The following is a 21766-nucleotide window of genomic DNA, read 5'->3' as shown; positions in this document are numbered from 1 at the left end:
GCAGTCCAGCCGCCGTCGTGCGGCGTGGCCACTGTGCACTCCGACGGATCAGCACTTCACAGAACAGCCAGCTGACTCGACCGCCACTTCACTGTGCAGCGTCTCCACGCATCCCCACCCCTGCGTCCTCTGGAGACCACACATGTTGCATCCCACCGGTGCCGTCACCTGCACCGACCTCATCTTCCGCCATGCCGACGGCACATCCGTCCTGGACGGCGTCACCTTCAGCCTCGGCCCGGGCCGGCATGGCATCGTCGGCGACAACGGCTCCGGTAAAACGACCCTGCTGGGGCTTCTCGCCGGGGAGCTGAGATCCACGTCGGGCACCGCCCACGTGGTGGGCGAGCTCGCCAGCCTGCCGCAGGACCCCGCACCGGATCCGCGCCGACCCGTGGCCGCGCTCCTCGGGGTCGCTGACACGTTCACCGCGCTCCGCCGCATCGAGGCAGGCTCCGTCGCCGTCGAGGACTTCGAGACCGTCGGCGACGACTGGGACCTCGACGAACGGCTGACCGCCTCACTCGCCCGCGTCGGGCTGGAGGGCATCGACCTCGACCGTCCGTCCGGAACGCTCTCCGGTGGGGAGCTGATGCTGCTCAGCCTCACCGGCCTGCTCCTGCGGCGACCCGACGTCCTGCTGCTCGACGAACCGACGAACAACCTCGACGCACAGACCCGGAGCCGCGTCCACGACGTCGTCGCGACCTTCCCCGGGACGCTGCTGGTGGTCAGCCACGACCGCACGCTCCTGGATAGGCTCGACGCGATCGGGGAGGTCCGCGACGGCGGGGTCCGTTGGTTCGGGGGCGGACTGTCCTTCTACGAAGACGTGGTCGCCGCGGAGCAGGAGGCTGCCGCCCAAGCGGTGGCCACAGCCCGTTCTGATGCCAGACGTCAGCAGCGGGATCTCGTCACCCAGCACGTGAAACAGGCACGCCGGGACCGCCAAGGTCGCAAGAAGGCGGACAGCCTGCCTCCCATCGTGGCCCATGCGTACCGGCGACGAGCCGAAGAGTCCGCAGGACGCCTGCGGACCATGCACGAAGGCCGACTCGAGGACGCCCGCGAACACCTGCAGGAGGCTGAACGGCGTGTGCGCCATGATGCCGAGATCCGCATCGACCTGCCCGATACCGCAGTGCCCGCCCAGCGGGACGTGCTACGTGCCCGAGGACTCCGTGCGCCCCATGGCTCCACCGCCCTAGACCTGACGATGCGCGGCCCCGAGCGGGTGGCCCTCACCGGCCCCAACGGCGTGGGGAAGACCTCCCTGCTGCGCTGCCTCACCGGACAACAACCAGCCCTGTCCGGGGAGGCGGAGATCTTGGTGCCTCACCGGCTGCTGCCGCAGAACCTCCACGTGCTCGACCCGGCGCTGAGCGTGCTGGAGAACGTGCAGCGGGCGGCTCCGGAGACGGACCCTACCCGGATCCGCCACCAACTGGCCCTGTTCCTGCTGCGGGGCGACGCCGTCCACCAGCCGGCCGGCAGCCTCTCCGGAGGGGAACGCTGGAGGGCCACGCTGGCCAGCATGTTGCTGGCCGAACCGGCGCCGCAGCTGCTGATCCTCGATGAACCCACCAACAACCTGGACTTCGCCAGCGTGCGGCACCTGATCCAATCCCTGCAGGCCCATCACGGCGCACTGCTGGTGGTCAGCCACGACGAGCACTTTCTCGACCAGCTCGACCTGGACCGCCGCATCACCCTCACCGGCACGAAGGAGCCATCCGATGCCTGAGCCGCGGCACCTGAGTTCACCATCGACCTGCCGACGTGGGGTCGCCTTCGCCATGATTCCGTTCTTGCAGGAAGTCGACTCATCATTAACACGACAGAAACATCATTGAATCACATCGCTTAAGCAGTTTTGCGATGATGGAGCGGTCGCTGCATCGGCGGCGACCTCCACAGAAATGATCCCTGATGAAAGGTACCGCACCATGGTCTCTGGTCTGCTTGGAACTGTTCTGGACATCGTCGGAGGGCTGACCGACACGCTCCTCGACCTGCTGACCGGCCTGGGGCTCTGAGCCTCCACGCACACCCACGGCGTGCCGCCCGTCGCTGAGCCCCACGCTCAGCTGTGACGGGCGGCACTGTCATGATCGGCACCATCGCCAGCGACCGTAGAATCGCTCCATGCCCGCCGACTCCCTGCAGCCACTGCCTGACGTCCGCTTCCCGCACTCCCCCGCGGAGGACCTCCTGGGCATGCTGACCGGCACGTTCCTGGCCTCCTTCGGCCTCCACCTGCTGCATGCCTCGCAGGCGGTCACCGGCGGAACAGCCGGGCTCTCCCTGCTGCTCACGTATGCGACGCCGTTGAGTTTCGCTGGGCTCTTCATGCTCGTGAACATCCCGTTCTTCGTCCTGGCGATCTGGAAGAAGGGATGGAGATTCACCCTCCGCACCGCACTCGCAGTGGCGATGGTCTCCGGGTTCTCCCTGGTGCATGAGCGTTTCATCCCGCTGCCTGAGCTGCACCCCATCTACGCAGTGGTCGCCGGGAATCTCCTCGCCGGTGTCGGCCTGCTCATCCTGTTCCGCCACGGCGCGAGTCTCGGCGGCTTCAACATCGTGGCTCTGATCCTCCAGGAGCGTGCGGGGCTCCGTGCCGGGTATGTACAGATGGGCATGGACCTGTGTGTGATCCTGCTGGCGCTGACCGTGATGGCCCCGGCCCAGGTAGCTCTGTCCGCGCTCGGCGCCATCGTGCTCAACATCGTGCTGGCCTTCAACCACCGCCCGGAACGATACCGCGCCTGACCCTCTAGGCTGTCGTCCATGCGGATCACCATCGTCGAAGGCGACATCACCATCCAGGACGTTGATGCCATCGTCAATGCGGCGAACTCCTCTCTGCTCGGCGGGGGCGGGGTGGACGGCGCTATCCATCGCGCCGCCGGTGAGGAGCTCTTGGAGCACTGCCGAGAACTGCGAGCCCGAGACTGGCCCGAGGGACTGCCACCGGGCCGCGCCGCCTCCACTCCGGCGGGCCGCCTCCCGGCTGATCACGTCATCCACACCGTCGGTCCGAACCGCCGGGCGGGTCAGACCGATCCCGATGTGCTCGCCTCCTGCTTCAGAGAGTCCCTGGCCGAGGCTGTCAGACTGGGCGTGCGACGCGTGGCCTTCCCTGCCATCGGGGCCGGCGTCTACGGCTGGGACGCCGACGACGTCGCCGCGGCGGCCCACCAGGTGCTCACCGACGAGTCCTCACGCTGGGAACCCTTGGACGAGGTCAGATTCGTCCTCTTCTCCGAAGCGGTCGCGGCGGTTTTCCGACGTCGAATGCTATGACTCTTCGATCACACGGTCTGGTCCCTGCCGGAGCGGATGGGGAACGCTGTAGACACCGCCACCACGGATCCCGTGCAGCGCGGGCCTCCCGCCACGCCATGCAGCAGGGAAGCTCATGAAACTCCTGCACGCCCTCAGGAAGAGATTCATACACGCCCTCAGGGCGCTGGTGCCGATCCTCTGCGTCGTGGTGCTCTTCCAGGCGGCGGTGTTCCGCCAGGTGCCGGAGGGCTGGGGCTCCATCCTCATCGGTCTCCTCATCGTCGCTGCAGGGATCGCCCTCTTCCTCGAGGGCCTGGAGCGCAGCGTCTTCCCCGTCGGGAAGTCCATCACGAACAAGCTCGTCAAGTCGGCCTCGTTGTGGAAGCTGCTTCCCTTCTGCTTCGCCATCGGATTCGCGGCCGTCATCGCAGAACCGGCGCTGATCTCAGTCGCCGACCAGGCCGAACTCGTCAGCGAAGGACGTCTCGACAGCCTCGTCCTACGACTCGTCATCGCCCTCAGCGTCGGCGCCGTCATGATCCTGGGGGCGTTGCGAGTCTTCCTCGGCTGGCCCCTGCACAGGGTGCTGATCGTCGGCTACGCGGCCGTCCTGGCCCTGACCTCCGTGGCGCCGCCCGAAGTTTCCAGCCTCGCCTACGATTCGGGCGGAGTGACGACCAACATCGTCACCGTGCCCCTCATCGCCGCCATCGGCATCGGCATGGCCGCTTCCATCACCGGGCGCAGCAGACTCAGGGATGGGTTCGGCCTCGTCGCGCTGTGTGTGATGGTCCCTATGATCAGCGTCCAGCTCTACGGCATCCTGGTCTACCAGTTCGGCGATGCCGAGAGTGTGGCCGCCGAGGGGGCACAGGGGTCGGACGCCTGGTGGCTCGACCTGCTGGCAGGCCTCGGGACCGTGATCAGGGATGTCGCTCCGGTGATCGGCGTCGTGCTCTTCTTCCAGTTCGTCGTTCTGCGCCGACGCCTGGGAAACCCCGTCCAGGCGACCGTCGGTTTCAGCATGGTCATCCTCGGCCTCTTCGGTTTCATCGTGGGCCTGGAGATCGGGCTGCTGCCGATGGGGAGCCGGATGGCTGAGCAGCTCATCGAGACCGACCAGCGTCTGCTCATCATCGGTTTCGGCGTGCTGATCGGATTCGCCACGACGATGGCAGAGCCAGCGCTGATGGCCATCGCCGAGGAGGCCGAGGACGTCTCCGAGAAGGGCCTCCGTGCGAACACCCTGCGCGTCCTCGTCGCCTGCGGAGTCGCGGGAGGCATCGGCATCGGCGTTCTGAGGATCCTCACCGGTGGCTCCTTCGCCCTCATCATCGCCAGCATGTACCTCCTAGTCCTGTCGCTGGTTCTGCTGGCACCCAAGGAGCTCGTTCCGATCGCCTTCGACCTCGGCGGAGTGACGACCAGTGAGATCACGGTTCCACTCATCACAGCCCTGGGGATCGGGCTCGCATCGGCGATCCCTGGTCGCGACATCCTCATCGACGGCTTCGGCCTCATCGCCTTCGCATCCGTGGGTCCAGTCCTGGCTGTACTTGGCTATGCTGTGCTAGTCAGGTTCACCACGAAGGCGGAGCCCCGCTCCTCCGCACCTGCCGCTCCGAGGGAGGCATGATGTCTCAGAAGGCCGTGTTCGTCGTCATCCCGGATGATCGGGAGGAGAGGGCCATCGCTCTCGTCGAGGACGCCGGAGCCACCGGTGTCACAGCCCTGTCGGCGCGAGGCGTCGGCAAGCACGCCCGCAAGACGTTCTTCGGAGCGAGGTTCTCCGGCGCACAATCTGCGTTGATCATGCTTGTGCCGGAGGACAAGGTGACACCGATCATGTCCTGCCTCGACGAGGTCATCTACGAGGGGCAGGAAGCCCACGGAATCTGCTTCACCGTCCCTGTGGAACAGATCTCTCCACCCGAGCCCTCAACCGGCTCCTCCTGACGTTCTCACCTCGTCCATTCAGCCCGCATAAGCCTTCCAGTCAAAGGTCTCCCCGACGTCCTGGGCGTTGAGCGCGTAGGAGATCTGCCCGTCCAGGTGCTCACGGATGAGATCGGCATGCCCCGCATGGCGTGCCACCTCTGCGACCAGATGCTGAGCCACCCAGCGCACGTTCCAGGACTCCAGGTCCTGCGGGAACCACGGAGCGTCCGGAATCGGCACCCGGGTGTCGAAGTCCACGGCGCCCAGCACAGGTCGTACCAGGTCCCGGGCCGTATTGAGCCGGGCGCGCAGTGTGGCACCGTCGACCTCAGGCACCTCCTCGCCGGTCCAGAAGCCGTCGAAGCCCAGGGCGAAGGCCTCCTCGGCAAGCCCTCTGTCCGACTCGGCGACTCCGTGGACGTAGACATGGTGCAGCCAGCGGATCACGGTCTGGGTCACATGGGCGAACAGACCTCCCATGCTCAACGTGCCTGCGGTGGGGGCGGCACGCAGCTGGACATCGTCGAGGTCCAGCGCGGAGATGCGCAGCTGCTCAAGCTGCTGGATGACATAGGTGGCGCAGGCGTCGCGCTCATCGGTCACCTCGGGGGTCAGGAAGGGCATGACATTCTCCTCTCGGGGTTCGTGGTGCCGAGTCTTCCTCCCTCTGCGGACAGATACTGTCCGCATCCCAGGCGTATCCTGAGGGCATGGCCAGCGACACCACCGACCCCACTCGCCGGGCGCTCCAGATCCTCGGGTTCATGCAGGCCCGCTCCTCCGCCAGCGCCGAGGAGATCGCGAAGCGACTGGGCGTCACCACGCGCACCGTGCGGCGCGACGTGCAACGCCTTCGAGACCTCGGATACGGGATCGAGTCGACGGCCGGACAGGGCGGCGGGTACCGCCTGGTGGCAGGCTCCAACCGGCCGGTGCTGGTGCTGGAGCCGGAGGAGGCCTCCGCCGTCGTGCTCGGCCTGGCCCACCTCACCGACCTCGGCCTCTCCGGCCTGGAGGACGCCGCACTCTCCGCCCTGGCCAAGGTCAGCCGCACCATGCCGCCGCAGGTCTCGGCTGCGGCGGAGAAGGTTCGGCGCGGCACCGCCGTCGTCGGCGCACGCGATGCACAGACCCCGGTGGAGCACGTGGCGCTGCTGGCCGAAGCCGCCGCCGAGCGACGCACCGTCACCTTCTCCCACCGCCGCGAGGGCAGCCCGAGGGATCGGCGGGCGGATCCCTACCGGGTCGTGTCGTTCGCCGGCCGCTGGTACCTGTTCGCCTGGTGCCACCTGCGCCAGGACTGGCGCACCTTCCGAGTGGACCGGATCGGCGATGTCCATGTCACCACGCTGCACTACACGGTCGCTCCCTCCCCTGACCCGGTGGCCACGGTGAAGGACGCGGTGCTCCGCTCCCCGTACCCCCTGGTGGCGCGGGTGATCGTGGAGGCACCGGCCGACCAGGTGCGGCCTCGGCTGTCTCCGCATGCCGCCGACGTCGAGCCTGCCGGCCCTCACCACGCGCTGGTGACCATCGGCGCACAGGAGGCCGACTGGGTGGCAGTCCACCTGGCAGGGCTGAGGCTTCCGCTGCAGGTGATCGAGCCCCCTGAACTCGTCGAGGAGCTGCGGCTGCTGGGGCGGGACCTCACCGCCGTGACGCTCGTGGCTGACCCCGGTGTGGCCCGCGCCATAGACTGACCCCCATGGCGCGATCGACACTCTTGTCCTCCCTGAAGGCCCTCCGGCTGCGTCCGGCCGTCCCCGACGAAGATCAGGCGCATCTGCGGCGACTGCCGATCCGCCGTGGGCCGGTGAACATCGCCCGGCAAGTGATGCTGCGTTCGGCCAATGTGGGCCTCACCGCCGCATATCGGCTCTACCGCGCTGACCCCGCGCTCTGGCGGTTCACCGCACGCAACTATCACCCAGCACTGGAGCGCTTCGCACAGCTCAACGCCTGGATGATCTGCCAACACGCCTCGTTGGATGTCCCCGCCTATCAGGACCACCTGGCCCGCAGCGGCTACGAGTTCAGCTGGTGGGATCTGAACTCCTACACCCCCACCTCCAAGGACGGCTACGTGCGCCGCTACCAGGAGGCCACTCGGTGTTGGAACGGACGCATCGACGTCGCCGGCACCGTGGTGGACGAATCCTCGGGCTCCTCGGGGACCCCGTTCAACTGGATGAGGTCCAAGCAGGAGCTCGACACCGTGCACAAGAACGTCGCCGGGTATGTGACGACGCTCTTCGGCGAGGAGAACCTGTTCTGCATCAACGCGTTCTCCATGGGCGCCTGGGCCACCGGCACCAACACCGGGCAGGCCATGGCAAAGATCGCCATGGTCAAGAACACCGGCCCGGACCTGGACAAGATCCTGGACACCATGCGCCACTTCGGCCCACGGTTCACCTACCTGATCACCGCCTACCCGCCCTTCCTCAAGCATCTGACAGACCGGATGGAGGCTGCCGGAGACGAGTTCGCCGAGTTTCGGCTCAACGGTTTCGTCGGCGGCGAGGCGATGACCGAGGGACTGCGCGACCACCTGCAGCGCCGCTTCCACCGGGTCTACTCCGGCTACGGCGCCTCGGACCTGACGATCGGCATGGGCGGCGAGACCGACCTGTCCGTGACCCTGCGGCGGGAGCTGATCGCAGACTCGGCCTTCCGCACCCGGGTGCTCGGCGAGGACGAGACGCGCATCCCGATGGTGTTCCAGTACAACCCGCTGGAGACCTATCTGGAGACCACCAAGGATGATGAACTGGTGGTGACGATCAACTCAGCGGCGGTGATGAGCCCCCGGCTGCGGTACAACATCGGCGACGAGGCCCGGCTGCTCTCCTTCCCAGAGATGGTGGAGCTCACCGCCGACTTCCCAGACCTGGTCCCCCGACTCAAGCGCGCCTACCGGCACCAGCGGATGAAGCTGCCCTTCCTGCTGCTCTTCGGCCGCACTGATTCGACCATCTCCTACATGGGCGCGAACATCTACCCGGTGGACGTGCAGAACGGCCTCTACCGGGACCCGCAGGTCGCCCGGCTCATCGAGTCGTTCCAGATCGAGCTGTTGCAGACCGACGAGCTGGAGCAGCGCCCCACCCTGCACGTTCAGCTGCACGAGCCGCAGCTCCACCCGGACGCCGACCTCGACGACGACGCCCGCGCCGACCTGGCCCAGACCCTGGCCTCCGGGATGCTGAAGCATCTGGCCTCCGTCTCCCGGGACGTGGCCGAATCGCTGGAGGAGGACGAGAGCGCCGGGGATCTGCGGGTCCACGTGCACCGCTGGCGCACGGGCCCCTTCGCCGACGACGCCTCCCGCCGCAAGATCAAGAACGTCTACCTCAGGACCGGGGAGAGCTGACCATGCGCACCCGCGACTTCTCCGCCTGCCGTGCACCGCAGGCCCGCACCGGTGCGCTCTTCCTGGGCTGCAACGAATACCGCAGCCCCAAGGCCTTCGCCGAGCAGCTGATCACCTGGGCGCCGCTGGGCCGGGCGCTGAAGCGGGCGCCGGGCTACCTGTGGCACCGCAGCTACTACGAGTTCCCGCTGCGCATCGGCCTGGTGGTCAGCTTCGAGTCCCGGGAGTCGCTGATGGAGTTCGCCAAGATGCCGGAGCACCAGGCGATCATGCATTGGCTCGTCGGAACCTCTCCGGAGACCGGCACCCGCTCCGCAGACCCGGCGAAGGCTCCGGTGGTCGGTGGGTTCATCCGCATTCTGGAGGCCGAGGACGTCGGCTATGCCAACGGCACCTGGCGGGCCGACTCCGAGGAGCTGCATATGGTAGAGCGGTGGCAGGACCAGCGGCCCGGAGATCGACGCCCGGGGGATCTCCCGGATCGGCTGCGCGCCACGGTCACCGGCGTGGGCCAGATCACCGCCCTGGCGCGAGCGCTGAATCCGCTGCGCCGGAGGCGCTGATGCCGACGTCGCGACTCACCCTGGAGGAGGTCCGCACCCCGGCGGCCTGCGAGGAGTTCCTGGCGCTGCCCGCCACCGACCCCCGCGAGGTGCCGGTGCTGGCCGACGACGTACGCGCCTGGTCCCGCGGGGAGCATCCGCATGTCGACTCGGTGGTGCTGCTGCTGGTCCGAGACGAGAGCGGCGCCCCGGTGGGCCGGTGTCTCACCCACCGGTCCTCTGAGGCCGACGCCGTGCTGGCCGCCGGGCTCGGGCCCGGCCCGTTCCAGCTCTTCGGCGCGGTGGCGGCCGGGTCCGCGAAGGTGCTGAAAGCTCTGCTCGATGAGGTCCTCCGGCGTGCGCAGGCCGCAGGCGCAGCAGGAGTCTTCGGACCGGTGACCTTGCTGCCGAATCAGCTCGGCGGCGCGCTGACCGCAGGGTTCGAGGAGGCGGGGTTCTTCGACTCGCCCTGGACTCCGCCGCTGCTGGCCCAGAGCCTCACTGCCGCGGGCTTCCAGCCCTGGTACCCGGCGGCCACCTGGGAGATCCCGGTGCGGCATATCCCGCCCGAGAAGCGCCGACGACCCACCGAGACGGAGCTCGCCTCGGCCGGGGTGCGCCGCATCCCGGCCTCGCGCCTGCGACTGCGCGGGTCCCGCGGCCAGGTGGAGCTGATCCGCCAGGCCCTCAACGCCTCCTTCGCCCAGCTGCCCTACTACACGTCGATCTCCCGGCGACAGATGACCCGCCAGACCGCGGGTCTGGAGCTGCTGATGGACCCGCGCCTGGTGGTGATGCTCGGTGACGGCTCCGGCGATCTGGCGAGCTTCGCTCTGGTGGTGCCGGATCCTGCGCCTCTGCTGCGCCGCTGGCGCGGAGAGCTGGGGCTGCGTCAGCTTCCGGCGCTGCTCCGGCGGAGCCGGCCCAGGGATGCAGTGCTCATCGTCCAGGGCACCCGGCCGGACCGCCAGGGTCAGGGCCTGCTCACCCTGGTGGCCCGGGAGCTGTTCGCCTCGCTGCACGCAGGAGGCTGGGATCACCTGCGGGTCACGTTCATCGGCGAGGAGAATCAAGGGTCCTCGGCGGTGTTCGCGAAGGCGGGAGGCCGCCCGCTGCACCGGCTGAGCTTCTTCCATCGCCGTCTGCCCCGTCCTGGCCGTTCTCCGGACCCTCAGTCCTGGTGTCTGATCGCAGCCCGTGCCCCGAGCGCACACAACACTCAGCCCTGGGAACCTCAGCTCCTCGACGACGGCGCCGAGCCGCGCCTCGAGCTGACAGTGGACCCGGCACGCACCCTGCCGGTGGGAGATCCGGATCACCGCGACCTGCACCTGAGCCTGGGGGCCTGGATCGAGTCCTTCGCCGTCGCCGCAGCCGCCGAGGGCCAGCAGGTGCGGGTCGACGATGTCCGGGGTGCCGGGCCGGAGATTCGCATCGTGCTGACCTGGACCGCCGGTGAGGTGCAGGAGGTGACCGCCGACGTCGATGACGTGCTCACCCGCCGGGTCCACCGCGGCACGTTGCTGCCCCCGGGCGAGCTGCACCTTCCAGAGGGTTTCCATTCCCTCGATGCCCTGGACGCCGACCCGCTGGAACGGCGTGCGGGCCGCTATCTCGCCTCCTCCCCGTCCTTGGTCGCGGAGCTGTTGGACTGGCTGCGCCTGGACCCGTCGGATCCACGCTGGCATGAGGATGGTCTCTCGGCGGAATGTCTCCAACTTCCCCGGCCCCTGCGCAGGGGCCTGAGCCTCGGACTCCGAGCGCTGCGCCCTGTGCTGCCTCCTCTGCTGGGCCGGTTCTCCCCTCCGCTGGCCGGGGCCGGCACCGGTGTCCCGGTGGTCATGGAGGCGCGGGACCTCTCCCCCGCAGGGCTGGTTGAGGCCGGACGCCGCCTCCAACGGCTCTGGCTGGAGCTGCACCGGCAGGGCATGGCAGCGTCCCCGGCCTCTCAGGTCATCGACTGCCCGGCCACTGTCGGCTCCTTGGGCGTGGACCACCCGGTCGCCTACTTCAGAGTGGGGATCCCCGACGACGTGCCGCCGCGCTCGGCGCGGCGGCACCGGTGAGTCAGTGCAGCGGCACGAACCGGTACTGTCCGTGCACACTGGCCTGGACGCCGTCGGCACTGCGCCGGATGCGGCACATCTCCCCGACCACGGGGACCACGAGCACGCCGTCGTCGTCGAGCTGGTCGATCAGGTCGAAAGGGGTCCGCGGCGCGTCGGCGGAGACGAGGATCCGGTCGAAGGGTGCGGCGTCGGGCAGCCCGAGCACGCCCCGCTGGGCCTGATGCACCTGCACCCAGGGCATCTCTTGCCGAGCGACCGCCTCCTGGGCGTGGGCCACCAGTTCGGGGATCAGCTCCACCCCGAGGACCTCGCCCTCCGGACCGACCAGACGGCCCAGCAGCGCAGCGGACCACCCAGAGCCGGAGCCGACGTCGAGCACCCGCTGCCCGGGGCGCACATCGAGCAGACGCAGCATGCGCGCCACCGTGCTCGGCTGGGAGTTCGTCTGGCCGTGGCCGATCGACAGAGGCTCGTCCGCAGCAGCGAGCTGCCGCTGCGGCCCGGGCAGGAAGTCGACGCGGCGCACCTCGTCCATCGCGCGGACGACGGGATCGGCTCCGGCAGGATCGTCCATGGTGCCCTCATGATAAGGGTCGTCACCATGCTGGGCGAAGGGCCTGGGATCTCCCGGCGGCTCAGGGCACGCGGTGCCCGGCGACGCGCAGCAGCTCGTACCATTCGGACCTGGTCAACGGGATCTCGGAGCCTGTGGCGGCTTCCGTGACACGGTCCGGACGAGTGGTGCCCAGCACCACCTGCATCCCTGCAGGATGGCGGGTGATCCACGCGGTGGCGATCGCCGTCGGGGTGACGGCGTACTTCTGCGCCAGGCGGTCCAGCACCGCATTGAGCTCCGGGTACTGCGGAGAGCCGATGAACACTCCGTGCGGGGACTGGTAGGGCGACCAGGCCTGCAGGGTGATGCCGTTGATCCGGCAGTACTCCACGATCCCTTCCCCGTTCGGGGACACCACGGAGGACAGCCCCAGGGTGTTGGCCATGATCCCCTCCGCGAGGATCGCCGCATGGGGCAGCGAGAGCTGCACCTGGTTGACCACCAGAGGCTGGCTGACAGCGGTGCGCAGCAGTTCGATCTGCCCCGGAGTGTGGTTGGAGACACCGAAGTGGCGGACCTTCCCGGTCGAGGCCAGGTGGTCGAAGGCCCGGGCGACCTCCTCCGGTTCGACGAGGATGTCCGGACGGTGGAGCAGCAGGATGTCGAGGTAGTCGGTCTGCAGAGACCGCAGCGACTCCTCCGCCGAACTGACGATGTGCTCATAGGAGAAGTCGTAGTAGGGGCCGTCCTTGACGATCCCGGTCTTCGTCTGGAGAGTGATCTCCTCCCGCTCGGCAGAGCTCAGCTGCATCGCCTCGGCGAAACGCCGCTCACACCCGTGCGTGGTCAGGCCTGGGCCGTAGATGTCCGCGTGGTCGAAGAAGTCGATCCCCGCCCTCCGGGCGGTGCTGACCAGCTCGCGGATCTCCTCGTCGGACTTCTCCGGGATCCTCATCAGACCGAGCGTGACGTTGGGTGCGGTGATGTCGGTATGGGCGATGCTCTGAGTGCGCATGATCACAGCCTACTCCGGAAGGGCGTCCGGCCGGTTCCGGAAAGCACGCTCCCGCACATGACGATGTGCCTCCCGCAGGGTGGTGAGCTGCTCCTCCGCATCCTCCACCAGCTGAGCGAACACCGCCTCATCCATACCGAGCTCTTCGGCGTGCTCCTGCAGGACCAGCCATCCATGCATCTTGGCGGTGATCGCGCTGGACATCAGTTCGCATTCGAGCAGCAGCTCCGAGGGCGAACGGTTCAAGGGTGCCCGGCCGTAGGGCTTCAGCCGCGCGGCCTTCTCCCCCACCCAGGCCAGTGCGGAGGATGCTCCGGGGCGGGGGAAGTCCTGGCTGGCCATGAGCTTCTGCAGGAAGGTGTGTTCCCGACGGATCTCCTCGGCCACCTTGGAGAGCTCAGGGAAGACGGGGGTGTCCGAGTAGGCCTCGGCCATGGCCTCGATGCGCTCCACCCCGGCGGTGGCCCCGGTGAGATGGTCAGCCATGTATTGACGCAGCAGGTCGGCGTCGAGGTCCCGTGGCAGCTGGTGGTCCCGCGTCGGCAGCGGAGTGGGGTCCACACGCGGGCCGGACCGTGGGCGCATCGGCAGCGAGGCGGCGCCCTCGCCCTGGGCCATGCCCTGCAGCAGGCTCTCCGCCGCGTCGGCGGCGCTGCGGCGCGGACGCCAGCCCAGCTCCTCCCGGGCACGGCTGGTGTCCATGATCGGCGCCTTCATCCCCATGTCCAGCCACCCCTCGTCCGCAGGCAGCAGCCGAGCCCGGTGGGCGGCCCGCATCGCGGTCCGCAGCGGGCGGGACGGAAGGACCACGGCTCTGCCACGGCCGCCTGAGACGATCTGCGCCAAACGCTGCGCATCGAGCAGATCATCGGCCGCGATGTTGAAAGGACCATGAGCGCCTCGGATCACCGCTTCGGCGTAGGCCGAGGCGACGTCGGCGGCGTGCACCGCCTGGGCGCGCACACCTCGAGGCAGCGGCACCACGGGTGGGCGGACGGCGTCGAGCACTTGCACCGGGGCCCACCGTCCGGCGAAGTATCGTTGGATCTCCGATCCGGCACAGCCTTGGAAGATGAGTCCGGGGCGCAGGCGCGCCAGCGCGATGCCGGGGTGCGCGGTCTCGAACTCATCCAGCACCCGCTCCTGGGCGGCCTTGTCCACGCTGTAGTGCGACCCCGGAATCCCTTCAGTGGGCCAGTCCTCGCGGCGCGGCTCATCGTCGTCGACCGGCGAGTACGCGCCCACCGAGGAGGCCACGGCGATCCGCTCCACCCCAGCCTCAGCCGCTGCCTCGAGCACGTGACGCGTGCCGTCCACGTTGACCCGGCGCAGCAGCTCACGCTCCGAGTTGGGCTGGATCAGCCAGGCCAGGTGGATGACGGCGTCGGCATCCTGGAACGCCTGTGCAAGGGACTCCCGAGATTCAGGGAACTGGATGTCGATGGTGGCCCACTCAGGATGCGAGTACGGCTCGGTGTCCGTGTCCGGAAGGCGCCGCGCGATGCCGATCACGGATGTGACCTCCGGACGCAGATGCAGCTCCCTGAGCACGGCCGTGCCGGCATTCCCGGTGGCTCCGACGACAGCGATCCGCACGGAGTCCTCCTTCTCCTCGGTGTCCTTGACCTGCTGGTCCTTTCCTACAAGACCACGCCGCGGCGCCGGACACAAGGGCGCCTCAGACGAGCAGGTTGACGGCTCCCACGGCGGTCAGCACCAGGACGAGCCGATCGAACACCCGCTGCGAGATGCGGGTGGCCAACCAACGACCGGCGAAGGCCGCGACCACGACCAACGGCACCAGGACGGCGGCGATCGTCAACACCTCCAGGGTCAGCAGACCCAGCCCCACCTGGAACGGAAGCTTGGCGAGGTTGACCGCGAAGAAGAAGTAGGCGGTGGTGCCCAGGAAGGCCTTCACCGGCAGGCGCATGGCCAGCAGGTACATGCTCATCACCGGACCTCCCGCGTTCGCGACCATCGTGGTGAACCCGCCCAACCATCCATAGCCGTAGGCTGCCGTGCGACCGAGCTCCGAGGCGTCGGTGCGGGATCGCCGCCGCCACAGCGTGAAGGCGAGCAGCGCCAGCAGGATCCCACCGATGACGCGGCGAACGACGGCGTCGGAGGAGAGGCCCAGGAAGACCACCCCGACCAGCAGGCCCACCAGGACCGCAGGCACCAGTCGGCGCAGAGTGGCCCAGTCGACGTCGTGCCGGTACATCCAGACGGCGAACAGGTCTCCGACCAGCAGCAGGATCAGCAGGGCCGCCGTGGACTCTCGGGCGGGCATGGTCGCGGCGAAGATCGCCACCGCCAGCGTGGCCGCACCAGGCAGTGCGGTCTTGGACAGACCGACGATGAGGGCGCCGAGGGCGAGCAGGAGCCAGCTGAGGGAATCGAGGTCGATCACCGTGACAGCCTAGTGCGCGGCGGCTCAGCGAGCGGGCTCTTGCCCTAAGATTTCTCACCGGGTTCCATGGATGCATGTCGGTACAGCGCGTGACACCTATCCTGACGGTGGACGACCTCCCTGCAGCCATCCGCCGGCACCGCGAGATCCTGGAGCTGGACGTGGTGATGGACCTCGGATGGGTGGCCTTCTTGGCCGACGACGCCGGACATCAGCTCGGCCTGATGACCCAAGACGCCTCCGCCTCGGTGAATCCGGAGGTCTCGGTGTTCGTCGACGACGTCGAGCGCGCCTACCGCCTCGCCCAGGAGTCGGGGGCCGAGATCGTGCACCCGTTGACGCTGGAGGCCTGGGGTGTGAAGAGGTTCTTCTACCGCGACGACTCAGGCCGGGTGGTCAATGTCGGGACGCACGTGTGACGCCACCGTTCAGCGCCGCGGGTCGATCATCGTCATGCCCGCCCGTGGTGCGGTCTCCATGGAAGGCAGCGCCGATGCGGCGTCCTCCAGCCCGATGGTGCGGGCGATGAGCTGCTCAGGGTCCAGACGGGCCTGGGCGATCATGGCGAGCATCCCCGGGTAGGCGCCGGCTGCCATGCCGTGGCTGCCGAAGACGTCGAGCTCCCAGGCGATCACCCGGTCCATGGGGACGCGCGGGTGCCCTTCGATCGCCGGAAGCAGACCTATCTGGACATGTCTGCCCCGGCGGCGGAGGCTGTGGATCGCATCCGCACAGGTCTGTTCAGTCCCCACGGCGTCGACGGTCACCTGGGCGCCTCCCCCGGTGAGGTTGCTGATGACGGCGGGCACGTCGACGTCAGGTCCGGCCATGATGGTGTCGTCGGCGCCCAGCTCGGCGGCAAGGTCCAGTGCCGGCTGGCTGCGGTCCACGGCGATGACGCGGGCACCCAGGGCATGTCCGATCATGACCGCGCTGAGCCCCACCCCTCCGACGCCGATCACGGCGAGCGTCTGACCCTCGCTGAGTCCGGCGCGGCTGATGAGCCCTCGGTAGGCCGTCGCGAAGCGGCAGCCGAGGCTCGCGGCGGCCTCTGCGCTCACACTCTGCGGGACGGCGACCAGGTTGGCGTCGGCGGCATGGAGCGCCACACGTTCGGCGAACGATCCCCAGTGGGTGAAGCCGGGCTGCTCCTGGTCCGGACAGACCTGCGGCTCACCCTGAAGGCACCATCGACAGCGGCCACAGCCGCACACGAAGGGCACGGTGACGCGGTCCCCCGCCTGCCACCTCTGCACTCCGGCGCCGACAGCGGTGATCGTACCGGCGAGCTCATGGCCAGGAACATGCGGGAGCGTGATCTCTTCGTGGCCGGCCCACGCGTGCCAGTCGCTGCGGCACAGTCCGCTGGCATGGACCTCGACGACGACGCCTCCCTCGGGCGCGACGGGCTCGGGAACGTCGCGGACCTCGGGCTGAGCGCGGATGGCATCGAAGACGACTGCTCGCATGGGATCGATCATGGCACAGCGGCGCCACCGTGAAGCCCTAGCCGTCGGACTTGACCTGCCCTCAACGCCGCGCCACCCGCGACGCCGCCGGCACCCTACTCCGCCCTGAATTGGTGGAACGCTTCGATGCCGCCGACGCCCCCGACTGAAGTCCCACGGTCTGCTCGTCCTCCGCTACCCATCCGACAAGGCAGTACCGGCAACCACGATGACACCGCCGTCATCGCCATCCGAACGGCCACCGCGACCCCACCGCTCCCAGCACATGCCCCCGCCCCACACGCTGAGGACCGCACCCACCCGGGTGTAGCCCTCAGCATGCCCACGCCACTCCGTGGCCGCCGCAGCTACGCTGTCTCCATGAGTGACGTCTCCCGCCGGACTGACATCGATCATCTCGCGCTGCTCGCCGCTCTGCAGCGGGAGTTCCACGCGCATCTGCTCGTCGCCGACTCCGAGGCACCAGTGCCTGCCTGCGGCTGGTGGACCGTCGAGGACCTCACCGAGCACCTCAGTGACGTCTACATCTGGGCGGCAGACATGGCCCGGGGCCGGGCCGCGACTCCCAGGGAGGAGCGCCCCGCAGAACGCCCGGAGGGCCTCGCCGCGTACTATCGATCCTGCGCCGCCCATCTCCACGAGACCCTCACTCAGCTGGGCCCCGAGGCTCCCGCTCGGATCTTCGGAGGCGACGGGGCGGCGTCGTTCTGGCATCGCCGCCAGGTCCACGAGACCCTGGTCCACCTCGATGACCTCGCCGCGGCCCTCGACGCCGACCCACCACACGTGGCGGCGGAGGTCTGGGCCGACGGGATCGATGAGATCGTCACGGTCCTGTATGCCCGTCAGCTGCGATTGGGACGTGCGGAGCCGCCGTCGTCTCCGGTCCTGATCACTGCGACAGACGCCGAGAGCAGCTGGACCATGCCCGCAGGCACAGAGAACCCGGCCGCGGAGATCCGCGGCCGGGCTCAGGAGGTCGATCTTCTGCTGTGGGGGCGCCGTGGCCTCGCGAACTCATCCCTCGAGGTGCGGGGCGATCGCGTCCCTGTGCGGCAGCTGCTGGATCAGCCGGTCACTCCGTGACGTCGATGATGATCTTCCCGGATCCGTCACCGGACTGGTTGTGCCTCATCGCCTCGGCCGCCTGCTTCAGCGGGAAGTGCCGGTCGATCTCCACGCTCAGAGTGCCGTCTGCGACCTTCGTGAGGAGCTGTCCCAGCCTCTGCCCGTCGGGGCGCACCCACACCCAGCGACCGTCGTGCTCCTCCACCGTGGGGTCCGCGATCGACACGTGGCGACCGCCCTCGGCCAGCACAGCGAGAGTCTGCTCGAGGACTCCGCCGGCGAAGTCGGCCACGGCGGTGACCCCTGTGGGTGCCAGGTCGCGGACACGCTCCTCGAGCCCGGCACCATAGGTGAGCGGCTCCACTCCCAGGGCACGGAGCTTCTCGTGATTCCGCTCCGAGGCGGTGCCGAGGACCCGTGCACCATCGGCCGCTGCCAACTGGGCCGCGACATGACCCACCCCGCCTGAAGCGCCGTGGATCAGCAGAGTGTCGTCTCCGGACAGGTTCAGCATCTCCAGGGAGCGCAGCGCGGTGAGTCCCACCAGCGGCAGGCCTGCGGCGGCGTCGAAGGAGACGCCCTCGGGGACGCGCGCCACGGAGGCGGCCGGCACCGCCACATACTGGGCGTAGGTGCCGCCGTGGACGACGTCCTTGCGGGCGTAGGACGCCACCCGGTCACCGGGAGAGAACTCCGGGACGTCCGGGCCCACGGCCTCGACCACCCCGGAGACGTCCCAGCCCGGGATCACAGGGAACACGGCGTCAAGCATGCCGTCGAGCCCTCCGGCCATGAGTTTCCAGTCCACGGGGTTGACCGCGGCACGCTCCACCGCGATGAGCACCGCGCCAGGGCCCAGCTTCGGGGTCGGCTGCTCGGTGAGATGCAGAGTGTCAGGGGATCCGTACTCGGAATAGGTCATTGCACGCATGGTGGCGGCAACCGTCACGGATCCGCACACATTCCCGGTGTTCACTCTCAGGAGAGCTGCCGAACGCCGGCTGCGACCCGAGAGAATCCGCAGGCCTTGAACAGAGCACGGTCCTGAGCGTCAGCGAAGTCGGCGAAGAGCCGGCAGTGTCCGGCCGCCCGCGCCTCCTCGGCGGCCCGCTGCACCAGCACCTCCCCCAGTTGGTGGTGCTCAGGATCGAGGAGCAGCTCCATCAGGACGGCATCCCGATCCCCGTCGCCTACCATCCGGACGAACCCCACCAGGCGATCGGAGATCGTCGCCGCCACCCAGCTCTCCCGACCGTCGGCGGTGCGCGGAGACCAGGTCGAGGCGGACCCGTCCGGGTGGGCCCGGGCGCGCAGGGCCTCGAGCGCCTCCTCATCGAGTTCACCGGCGACCTGCAGCTGCGGCTCCGACGCTGACGCACCGTCCCGCCGTCGACGACGCCGACCCACGCGACGCTCGGACCGGTTCCTGGCGAAGGCACCGCCCAGAGAGGCGGCGATGGTGACGAACAGCCCCACGGCCAGCATGGCGTAGAGCATGGTGAAGATCTTCGCCAGCGGGCTGCTCGGCGTCAGGTCCCCGTACCCGACGGTGAGGCCGCTGATGACGGAGAAGTACAGTGCGTCGAGGACGGTCCAGCCCTCAGTGAGCGTGTAGAAGATCGTGGCGCTGAGCACCAGCATCAGCAGGCTCAGCAGCGCCCCGCGGAACACGAGGTCCTGCCACGCCGTCCGGAGAGCAGAGAGGAAACGGGTGAACATCAGCGTCAGACCGAACATGACGGCATCCTACGCCGACACCGATCACCCCGGACCGACGCTGACGCGTATGCTCGGCCCATGGAACACCTGCAGCTGAATTCTGGCACCAGCATCCCGCAGATCGGTTATGGCACCGGACGATCCTCGGATCCGGCGAGGAACGTCGCCGCCGCCCTCGAGGCCGGCTACCGGCATGTGGACACCGCCCAGATGTACGACAACGAGGCCGGCGTCGGCGAAGGAGTCCGTGCATCCGGAGTGCCGCGTGACGACGTCTTCATCGCCACCAAGCTGGACAACGGGAATCACGCGCCCGACGCCGTCGACCGCACTCTGGACGAGTCGCTGGCGCGCCTCGGCGTCGACGCGGTGGACCTGTTCCTCGTCCACTGGCCCCTGCCTGGGCTGGACATCGACTACGTGGACACCTGGCGGGCCATGATCTCCGTGGCCGAGACCGGGCGGGCTCGAGCGATCGGCGTCTCGAACTTCGAATCCCACCACCTGGAACGGATTATCGAGGCCACCGGCGTCTTTCCTGCGGTGAACCAGATCGAGATCCACCCGTACTTCGCCAACAACGAGCTGCGCCGCTGGTGCTGGAACCACGGGATCGCCGTCGAGGCGTGGAGCCCTCTGGGCAAGGGCGACGACCTCGACGATCCAGCCGTCCAGGAGCTGGCCACACGGCTGGGCCGCACCCCGGCCCAGGTGATCCTGCGCTGGCACCTGCAGCGCGGTGACGTGATCATCCCCAAGACCGATCACCTCGAGCGGATGGCGAGCAACCTGGAGATCCTCGACTGGCAGCTCGATGAGCACGACGCGGCAGTCCTGGACGCTTTGGACCGCGGTGAGGAAGGTCGGCGCACCGCCCATCCGGACCACGCCGTATCGACACGTTGACCGGGGTCAGTCTCCGTAGGTGATCTCCACCCGACGATTCGCCGCGAAGGTGGCGGGATCCTCCTCGTCCTCTGTGACCGCAGGTTCGGTGTCTCCGCGGCCGGCCACGTGGAGCTCGAGGTCCGGACGCTCCTGTTCGAGAGCCTCGGCCACAGCCTCGGCACGGTTCTCCGAGAGCACCTGGTTGTCGAAGTCCTCCCCGGTGGGGACCGAATCGGTGTGCCCGGTGACCTGCACCTCTGCCCCGTCAGGGATCTCGGCCACCAGCTCCGCGATGCGTACCCCTGCCCCGTCCGGCAGCTCCCAGCTGTTGATCCGAAAGAGGATGTCGGTGGACAGAGAGATCAGATTCGCCTCCTCATCCTCAGTCCGTGGGTCACCGAGCTGTTCGATGAAGTCTTGAGGATCGAAGCGGTAGATGAACGGGTCGGCGTCAAACGGGACCACGGCGTCATCCGTCTGCAGGCCCTCTGGACGCTCCGGTGGGGCGTCGAGCTGCTCCTGATCCGGCACCGGAGCGCCGACGTGCCCCGGGGAGACCGCCCCCGTCAGGACGACGAGCAGCGCGAGCCCCGCGGCAGCGATCCCAGCCGGGGCGGTGCCGTAGGCGCTCATCGCTGGATCTCCACGCCCTCGAACTCCTGCACACCGGGTATCACGGCGACGTCGACGATGTCGACGTCGTCCACCGGAGCCGGGAAGTAGGCCCAATGGGTGACCTGCTCACCCGACTGGACCTCGACGTCGCCGATCGCTGAGGCCCACGCACCCTGCCCGAAGGCCCCACTGAGCCAGCCCCCGCCCTGGGCGAACTGGTTCGAGGTCTGACGTGGCACGTGATAGGCGGTGAAGTTCTGGCGGTCATTGATCACTGGGAGCAGCACCGAGCCGGCATCGTGGCCGTGAAGAGTCCGGAAGCGGTGAACCGCATTCTCATCCTCGTATTCGGGGATGAAGCTGACGGTGAGCAGCATGCCCTGGTCATCGACCTCCAACGAGTGCAGGCCCATGGTGATCTCGCCTTCGGCCGCATCTCCCTGGATCGGGTAGGTCACCGTGTACTGGGCGTCCGCGATGTCCAGGGACATATCCTCGCCGGCCCCCTCGGGGTCCTCAGGGTCCTCAGAAGGCTCCTCCGCAGTTTCTTCTGCGCCCCCTTCGGCCTCTCCCTCGGTATCCTCCGCTGGTTCCGGGGTCGCATCGGGGGACGCATCGGGAGTCGCATCGTCGCCGTCGCCGTCGAGCAGACCGCAGCCGGTGAGCGCGAGGAGTCCCGCGATGCTCAGGGTGGTAAGTGCCGGTCGGATGTTCACAGGTGCCTCCAGGATGACGATCTCGCGTTTGCTATAGCAACACCTTACTGCTGTTCACAGTTGCGAACAACCCCGAGGCACAGATGTCCGAAACTTC

At 68.4% G+C, this 21766-nt stretch carries 22 protein-coding genes; 12 read left to right on the top strand and 10 right to left on the bottom strand.

Features of this window, described 5'->3' with window-relative positions; all coding sequences use genetic code 11:
* Nucleotides 1-142 precede the first annotated feature (142 nt).
* The 5 genes from ODE13_RS14710 (at nucleotide 143) to ODE13_RS14690 (ending at nucleotide 5244) form a co-directional block, all read left to right on the top strand.
* Nucleotides 143-1744: an ABC-F family ATP-binding cassette domain-containing protein gene (locus ODE13_RS14710; protein WP_322479930.1), complete on the top strand. Its 1602-nt coding sequence runs from the start codon at nucleotides 143-145 to the stop codon at nucleotides 1742-1744.
* A 401-nt stretch (nucleotides 1745-2145) separates the two neighbouring features.
* Nucleotides 2146-2772 carry a YitT family protein gene (locus ODE13_RS14705; protein ID WP_322479929.1) on the top strand — a complete coding sequence of 209 codons (627 nt, stop codon included), beginning with the start codon at nucleotides 2146-2148 and terminating at the stop codon, nucleotides 2770-2772.
* An 18-nt stretch (nucleotides 2773-2790) separates the two neighbouring features.
* Nucleotides 2791-3306 (top strand): O-acetyl-ADP-ribose deacetylase, encoded by a 516-nt coding sequence (locus ODE13_RS14700; protein ID WP_179540355.1) that lies wholly within the window; start codon nucleotides 2791-2793, stop codon nucleotides 3304-3306.
* A 169-nt stretch (nucleotides 3307-3475) separates the two neighbouring features.
* Complete coding sequence (locus ODE13_RS14695) at nucleotides 3476-4924, top strand: DUF1538 domain-containing protein (RefSeq protein WP_322479928.1); 1449 nt, start codon at nucleotides 3476-3478, stop codon at nucleotides 4922-4924.
* A complete protein-coding gene (locus ODE13_RS14690; RefSeq protein WP_322479927.1) occupies nucleotides 4921-5244 on the top strand; it encodes a P-II family nitrogen regulator in 324 nt (107 codons plus the stop codon). The genes ODE13_RS14695 and ODE13_RS14690 overlap by 4 nt, the downstream gene beginning before the upstream one ends.
* 18 nt (nucleotides 5245-5262) lie before the next feature.
* Here the strand turns inward: ODE13_RS14690 and ODE13_RS14685 are convergent, their stop codons facing one another.
* Nucleotides 5263-5850 carry a DUF664 domain-containing protein gene (locus tag ODE13_RS14685; RefSeq protein WP_322479926.1) on the bottom strand — a complete coding sequence of 196 codons (588 nt, stop codon included), beginning with the start codon at nucleotides 5848-5850 and terminating at the stop codon, nucleotides 5263-5265.
* A gap of 86 nt (nucleotides 5851-5936) precedes the next feature.
* Here ODE13_RS14685 and ODE13_RS14680 point away from each other — a divergent pair, with 86 nt between their 5' ends.
* The 4 genes from ODE13_RS14680 to ODE13_RS14665 are packed head-to-tail and all read left to right on the top strand — an operon-like array spanning nucleotide 5937 to nucleotide 11207.
* Complete coding sequence (locus ODE13_RS14680) at nucleotides 5937-6926, top strand: YafY family protein (RefSeq protein ID WP_322479925.1); 990 nt, start codon at nucleotides 5937-5939, stop codon at nucleotides 6924-6926.
* A gap of 5 nt (nucleotides 6927-6931) precedes the next feature.
* A complete protein-coding gene (locus tag ODE13_RS14675) occupies nucleotides 6932-8599 on the top strand; it encodes a phenylacetate--CoA ligase family protein (RefSeq protein ID WP_322479924.1) in 1668 nt (555 codons plus the stop codon).
* Between the two features lie 2 nt (nucleotides 8600-8601).
* Nucleotides 8602-9162 (top strand): hypothetical protein, encoded by a 561-nt coding sequence (locus ODE13_RS14670; RefSeq protein WP_322479923.1) that lies wholly within the window; start codon nucleotides 8602-8604, stop codon nucleotides 9160-9162.
* Nucleotides 9162-11207, top strand: coding sequence for a hypothetical protein (locus ODE13_RS14665; protein WP_322479922.1), 2046 nt, complete (start codon nucleotides 9162-9164; stop codon nucleotides 11205-11207). The genes ODE13_RS14670 and ODE13_RS14665 overlap by 1 nt, the downstream gene beginning before the upstream one ends.
* Before the next feature lies 1 nt (nucleotide 11208).
* On the opposite strand, the gene ODE13_RS14660 is transcribed toward ODE13_RS14665, so the two are convergent.
* From ODE13_RS14660 to ODE13_RS14645, 4 genes are all read right to left on the bottom strand, one after another.
* The gene (locus ODE13_RS14660; RefSeq protein WP_322479921.1) at nucleotides 11209-11784 is read right to left on the bottom strand and encodes a protein-L-isoaspartate O-methyltransferase; all 576 of its coding nucleotides are present in this window, start codon (nucleotides 11782-11784) and stop codon (nucleotides 11209-11211) included.
* A gap of 61 nt (nucleotides 11785-11845) precedes the next feature.
* A complete protein-coding gene (locus tag ODE13_RS14655; RefSeq protein WP_322479920.1) occupies nucleotides 11846-12781 on the bottom strand; it encodes an aldo/keto reductase in 936 nt (311 codons plus the stop codon).
* 9 nt (nucleotides 12782-12790) lie between these two features.
* Nucleotides 12791-14377 (bottom strand): NAD-dependent epimerase/dehydratase family protein, encoded by a 1587-nt coding sequence (locus ODE13_RS14650; RefSeq protein WP_322479919.1) that lies wholly within the window; start codon nucleotides 14375-14377, stop codon nucleotides 12791-12793.
* Nucleotides 14378-14459: 82 nt separating this feature from the next.
* On the bottom strand, nucleotides 14460-15194 hold the full coding sequence (locus ODE13_RS14645; protein ID WP_322479918.1) for a sulfite exporter TauE/SafE family protein: 735 nt from the start codon (nucleotides 15192-15194) through the stop codon (nucleotides 14460-14462).
* Between the two features lie 89 nt (nucleotides 15195-15283).
* On the opposite strand from ODE13_RS14645, the gene ODE13_RS14640 reads away from it, so the two are divergent.
* Nucleotides 15284-15613: a VOC family protein gene (locus tag ODE13_RS14640; protein ID WP_322479917.1), complete on the top strand. Its 330-nt coding sequence runs from the start codon at nucleotides 15284-15286 to the stop codon at nucleotides 15611-15613.
* Nucleotides 15614-15622: 9 nt separating this feature from the next.
* Here ODE13_RS14640 and ODE13_RS14635 read toward each other — a convergent pair whose 3' ends face one another.
* Nucleotides 15623-16663 carry a zinc-dependent alcohol dehydrogenase family protein gene (locus ODE13_RS14635; RefSeq protein WP_322479916.1) on the bottom strand — a complete coding sequence of 347 codons (1041 nt, stop codon included), beginning with the start codon at nucleotides 16661-16663 and terminating at the stop codon, nucleotides 15623-15625.
* A gap of 360 nt (nucleotides 16664-17023) precedes the next feature.
* Here ODE13_RS14635 and ODE13_RS14630 point away from each other — a divergent pair, with 360 nt between their 5' ends.
* Nucleotides 17024-17749: a maleylpyruvate isomerase family mycothiol-dependent enzyme gene (locus ODE13_RS14630; protein WP_322479915.1), complete on the top strand. Its 726-nt coding sequence runs from the start codon at nucleotides 17024-17026 to the stop codon at nucleotides 17747-17749.
* Here ODE13_RS14630 and ODE13_RS14625 read toward each other — a convergent pair.
* Together ODE13_RS14625 and ODE13_RS14620 are read right to left on the bottom strand one after the other, a co-directional pair.
* Nucleotides 17739-18653 carry an NADP-dependent oxidoreductase gene (locus tag ODE13_RS14625; protein WP_322479914.1) on the bottom strand — a complete coding sequence of 305 codons (915 nt, stop codon included), beginning with the start codon at nucleotides 18651-18653 and terminating at the stop codon, nucleotides 17739-17741. The genes ODE13_RS14630 and ODE13_RS14625 overlap by 11 nt on opposite strands.
* 56 nt (nucleotides 18654-18709) lie before the next feature.
* Nucleotides 18710-19468 carry a potassium channel family protein gene (locus ODE13_RS14620; protein ID WP_322479913.1) on the bottom strand — a complete coding sequence of 253 codons (759 nt, stop codon included), beginning with the start codon at nucleotides 19466-19468 and terminating at the stop codon, nucleotides 18710-18712.
* A gap of 60 nt (nucleotides 19469-19528) precedes the next feature.
* On the opposite strand from ODE13_RS14620, the gene ODE13_RS14615 reads away from it, so the two are divergent.
* Nucleotides 19529-20356, top strand: a complete 828-nt coding sequence (locus ODE13_RS14615) for an aldo/keto reductase (RefSeq protein ID WP_322479912.1) — start codon at nucleotides 19529-19531, stop codon at nucleotides 20354-20356.
* 6 nt (nucleotides 20357-20362) lie between these two features.
* On the opposite strand, the gene ODE13_RS14610 is transcribed toward ODE13_RS14615, so the two are convergent.
* Together ODE13_RS14610 and ODE13_RS14605 are read right to left on the bottom strand one after the other, a co-directional pair.
* Entirely contained in the window at nucleotides 20363-20971 is a 609-nt protein-coding gene (locus ODE13_RS14610; RefSeq protein ID WP_322479911.1) for an OmpA family protein, read from the bottom strand.
* The gene (locus ODE13_RS14605; protein WP_322479910.1) at nucleotides 20968-21669 is read right to left on the bottom strand and encodes a hypothetical protein; all 702 of its coding nucleotides are present in this window, start codon (nucleotides 21667-21669) and stop codon (nucleotides 20968-20970) included. Before ODE13_RS14605 ends, ODE13_RS14610 begins: the two co-directional genes overlap by 4 nt.
* Nucleotides 21670-21766 lie beyond the last annotated feature (97 nt).

It is taken from the genome of Nesterenkonia sp. HG001 (assembly GCF_034438835.1).
In the GTDB taxonomy this organism is placed as follows: domain Bacteria; phylum Actinomycetota; class Actinomycetes; order Actinomycetales; family Micrococcaceae; genus Nesterenkonia; species Nesterenkonia xinjiangensis.
This window is presented reverse-complemented; position numbering and strand designations above follow the sequence as displayed.

What these genes read in the sequence shown, in the direction of transcription:
- ODE13_RS14690 (WP_322479927.1), top strand. Translation starts at nt 4,921, where the DNA reads ATGATGTCTCAGAAGGCCGTGTTCGTCGTCATCCCGGATGATCGGGAG.
- ODE13_RS14635 (WP_322479916.1), bottom strand. Translation starts at nt 16,663, where the DNA reads ATGCGAGCAGTCGTCTTCGATGCCATCCGCGCTCAGCCCGAGGTCCGC.
- ODE13_RS14705 (WP_322479929.1), top strand. Translation starts at nt 2,146, where the DNA reads ATGCCCGCCGACTCCCTGCAGCCACTGCCTGACGTCCGCTTCCCGCAC.
- ODE13_RS14630 (WP_322479915.1), top strand. Translation starts at nt 17,024, where the DNA reads ATGAGTGACGTCTCCCGCCGGACTGACATCGATCATCTCGCGCTGCTC.
- ODE13_RS14710 (WP_322479930.1), top strand. Translation starts at nt 143, where the DNA reads ATGTTGCATCCCACCGGTGCCGTCACCTGCACCGACCTCATCTTCCGC.
- ODE13_RS14620 (WP_322479913.1), bottom strand. Translation starts at nt 19,468, where the DNA reads ATGTTCGGTCTGACGCTGATGTTCACCCGTTTCCTCTCTGCTCTCCGG.
- ODE13_RS14680 (WP_322479925.1), top strand. Translation starts at nt 5,937, where the DNA reads ATGGCCAGCGACACCACCGACCCCACTCGCCGGGCGCTCCAGATCCTC.
- ODE13_RS14700 (WP_179540355.1), top strand. Translation starts at nt 2,791, where the DNA reads ATGCGGATCACCATCGTCGAAGGCGACATCACCATCCAGGACGTTGAT.
- ODE13_RS14625 (WP_322479914.1), bottom strand. Translation starts at nt 18,653, where the DNA reads ATGACCTATTCCGAGTACGGATCCCCTGACACTCTGCATCTCACCGAG.
- ODE13_RS14615 (WP_322479912.1), top strand. Translation starts at nt 19,529, where the DNA reads ATGGAACACCTGCAGCTGAATTCTGGCACCAGCATCCCGCAGATCGGT.
- ODE13_RS14685 (WP_322479926.1), bottom strand. Translation starts at nt 5,850, where the DNA reads ATGCCCTTCCTGACCCCCGAGGTGACCGATGAGCGCGACGCCTGCGCC.
- ODE13_RS14655 (WP_322479920.1), bottom strand. Translation starts at nt 12,781, where the DNA reads ATGCGCACTCAGAGCATCGCCCATACCGACATCACCGCACCCAACGTC.
- ODE13_RS14675 (WP_322479924.1), top strand. Translation starts at nt 6,932, where the DNA reads ATGGCGCGATCGACACTCTTGTCCTCCCTGAAGGCCCTCCGGCTGCGT.
- ODE13_RS14660 (WP_322479921.1), bottom strand. Translation starts at nt 11,784, where the DNA reads ATGGACGATCCTGCCGGAGCCGATCCCGTCGTCCGCGCGATGGACGAG.
- ODE13_RS14665 (WP_322479922.1), top strand. Translation starts at nt 9,162, where the DNA reads ATGCCGACGTCGCGACTCACCCTGGAGGAGGTCCGCACCCCGGCGGCC.
- ODE13_RS14610 (WP_322479911.1), bottom strand. Translation starts at nt 20,971, where the DNA reads ATGAGCGCCTACGGCACCGCCCCGGCTGGGATCGCTGCCGCGGGGCTC.
- ODE13_RS14670 (WP_322479923.1), top strand. Translation starts at nt 8,602, where the DNA reads ATGCGCACCCGCGACTTCTCCGCCTGCCGTGCACCGCAGGCCCGCACC.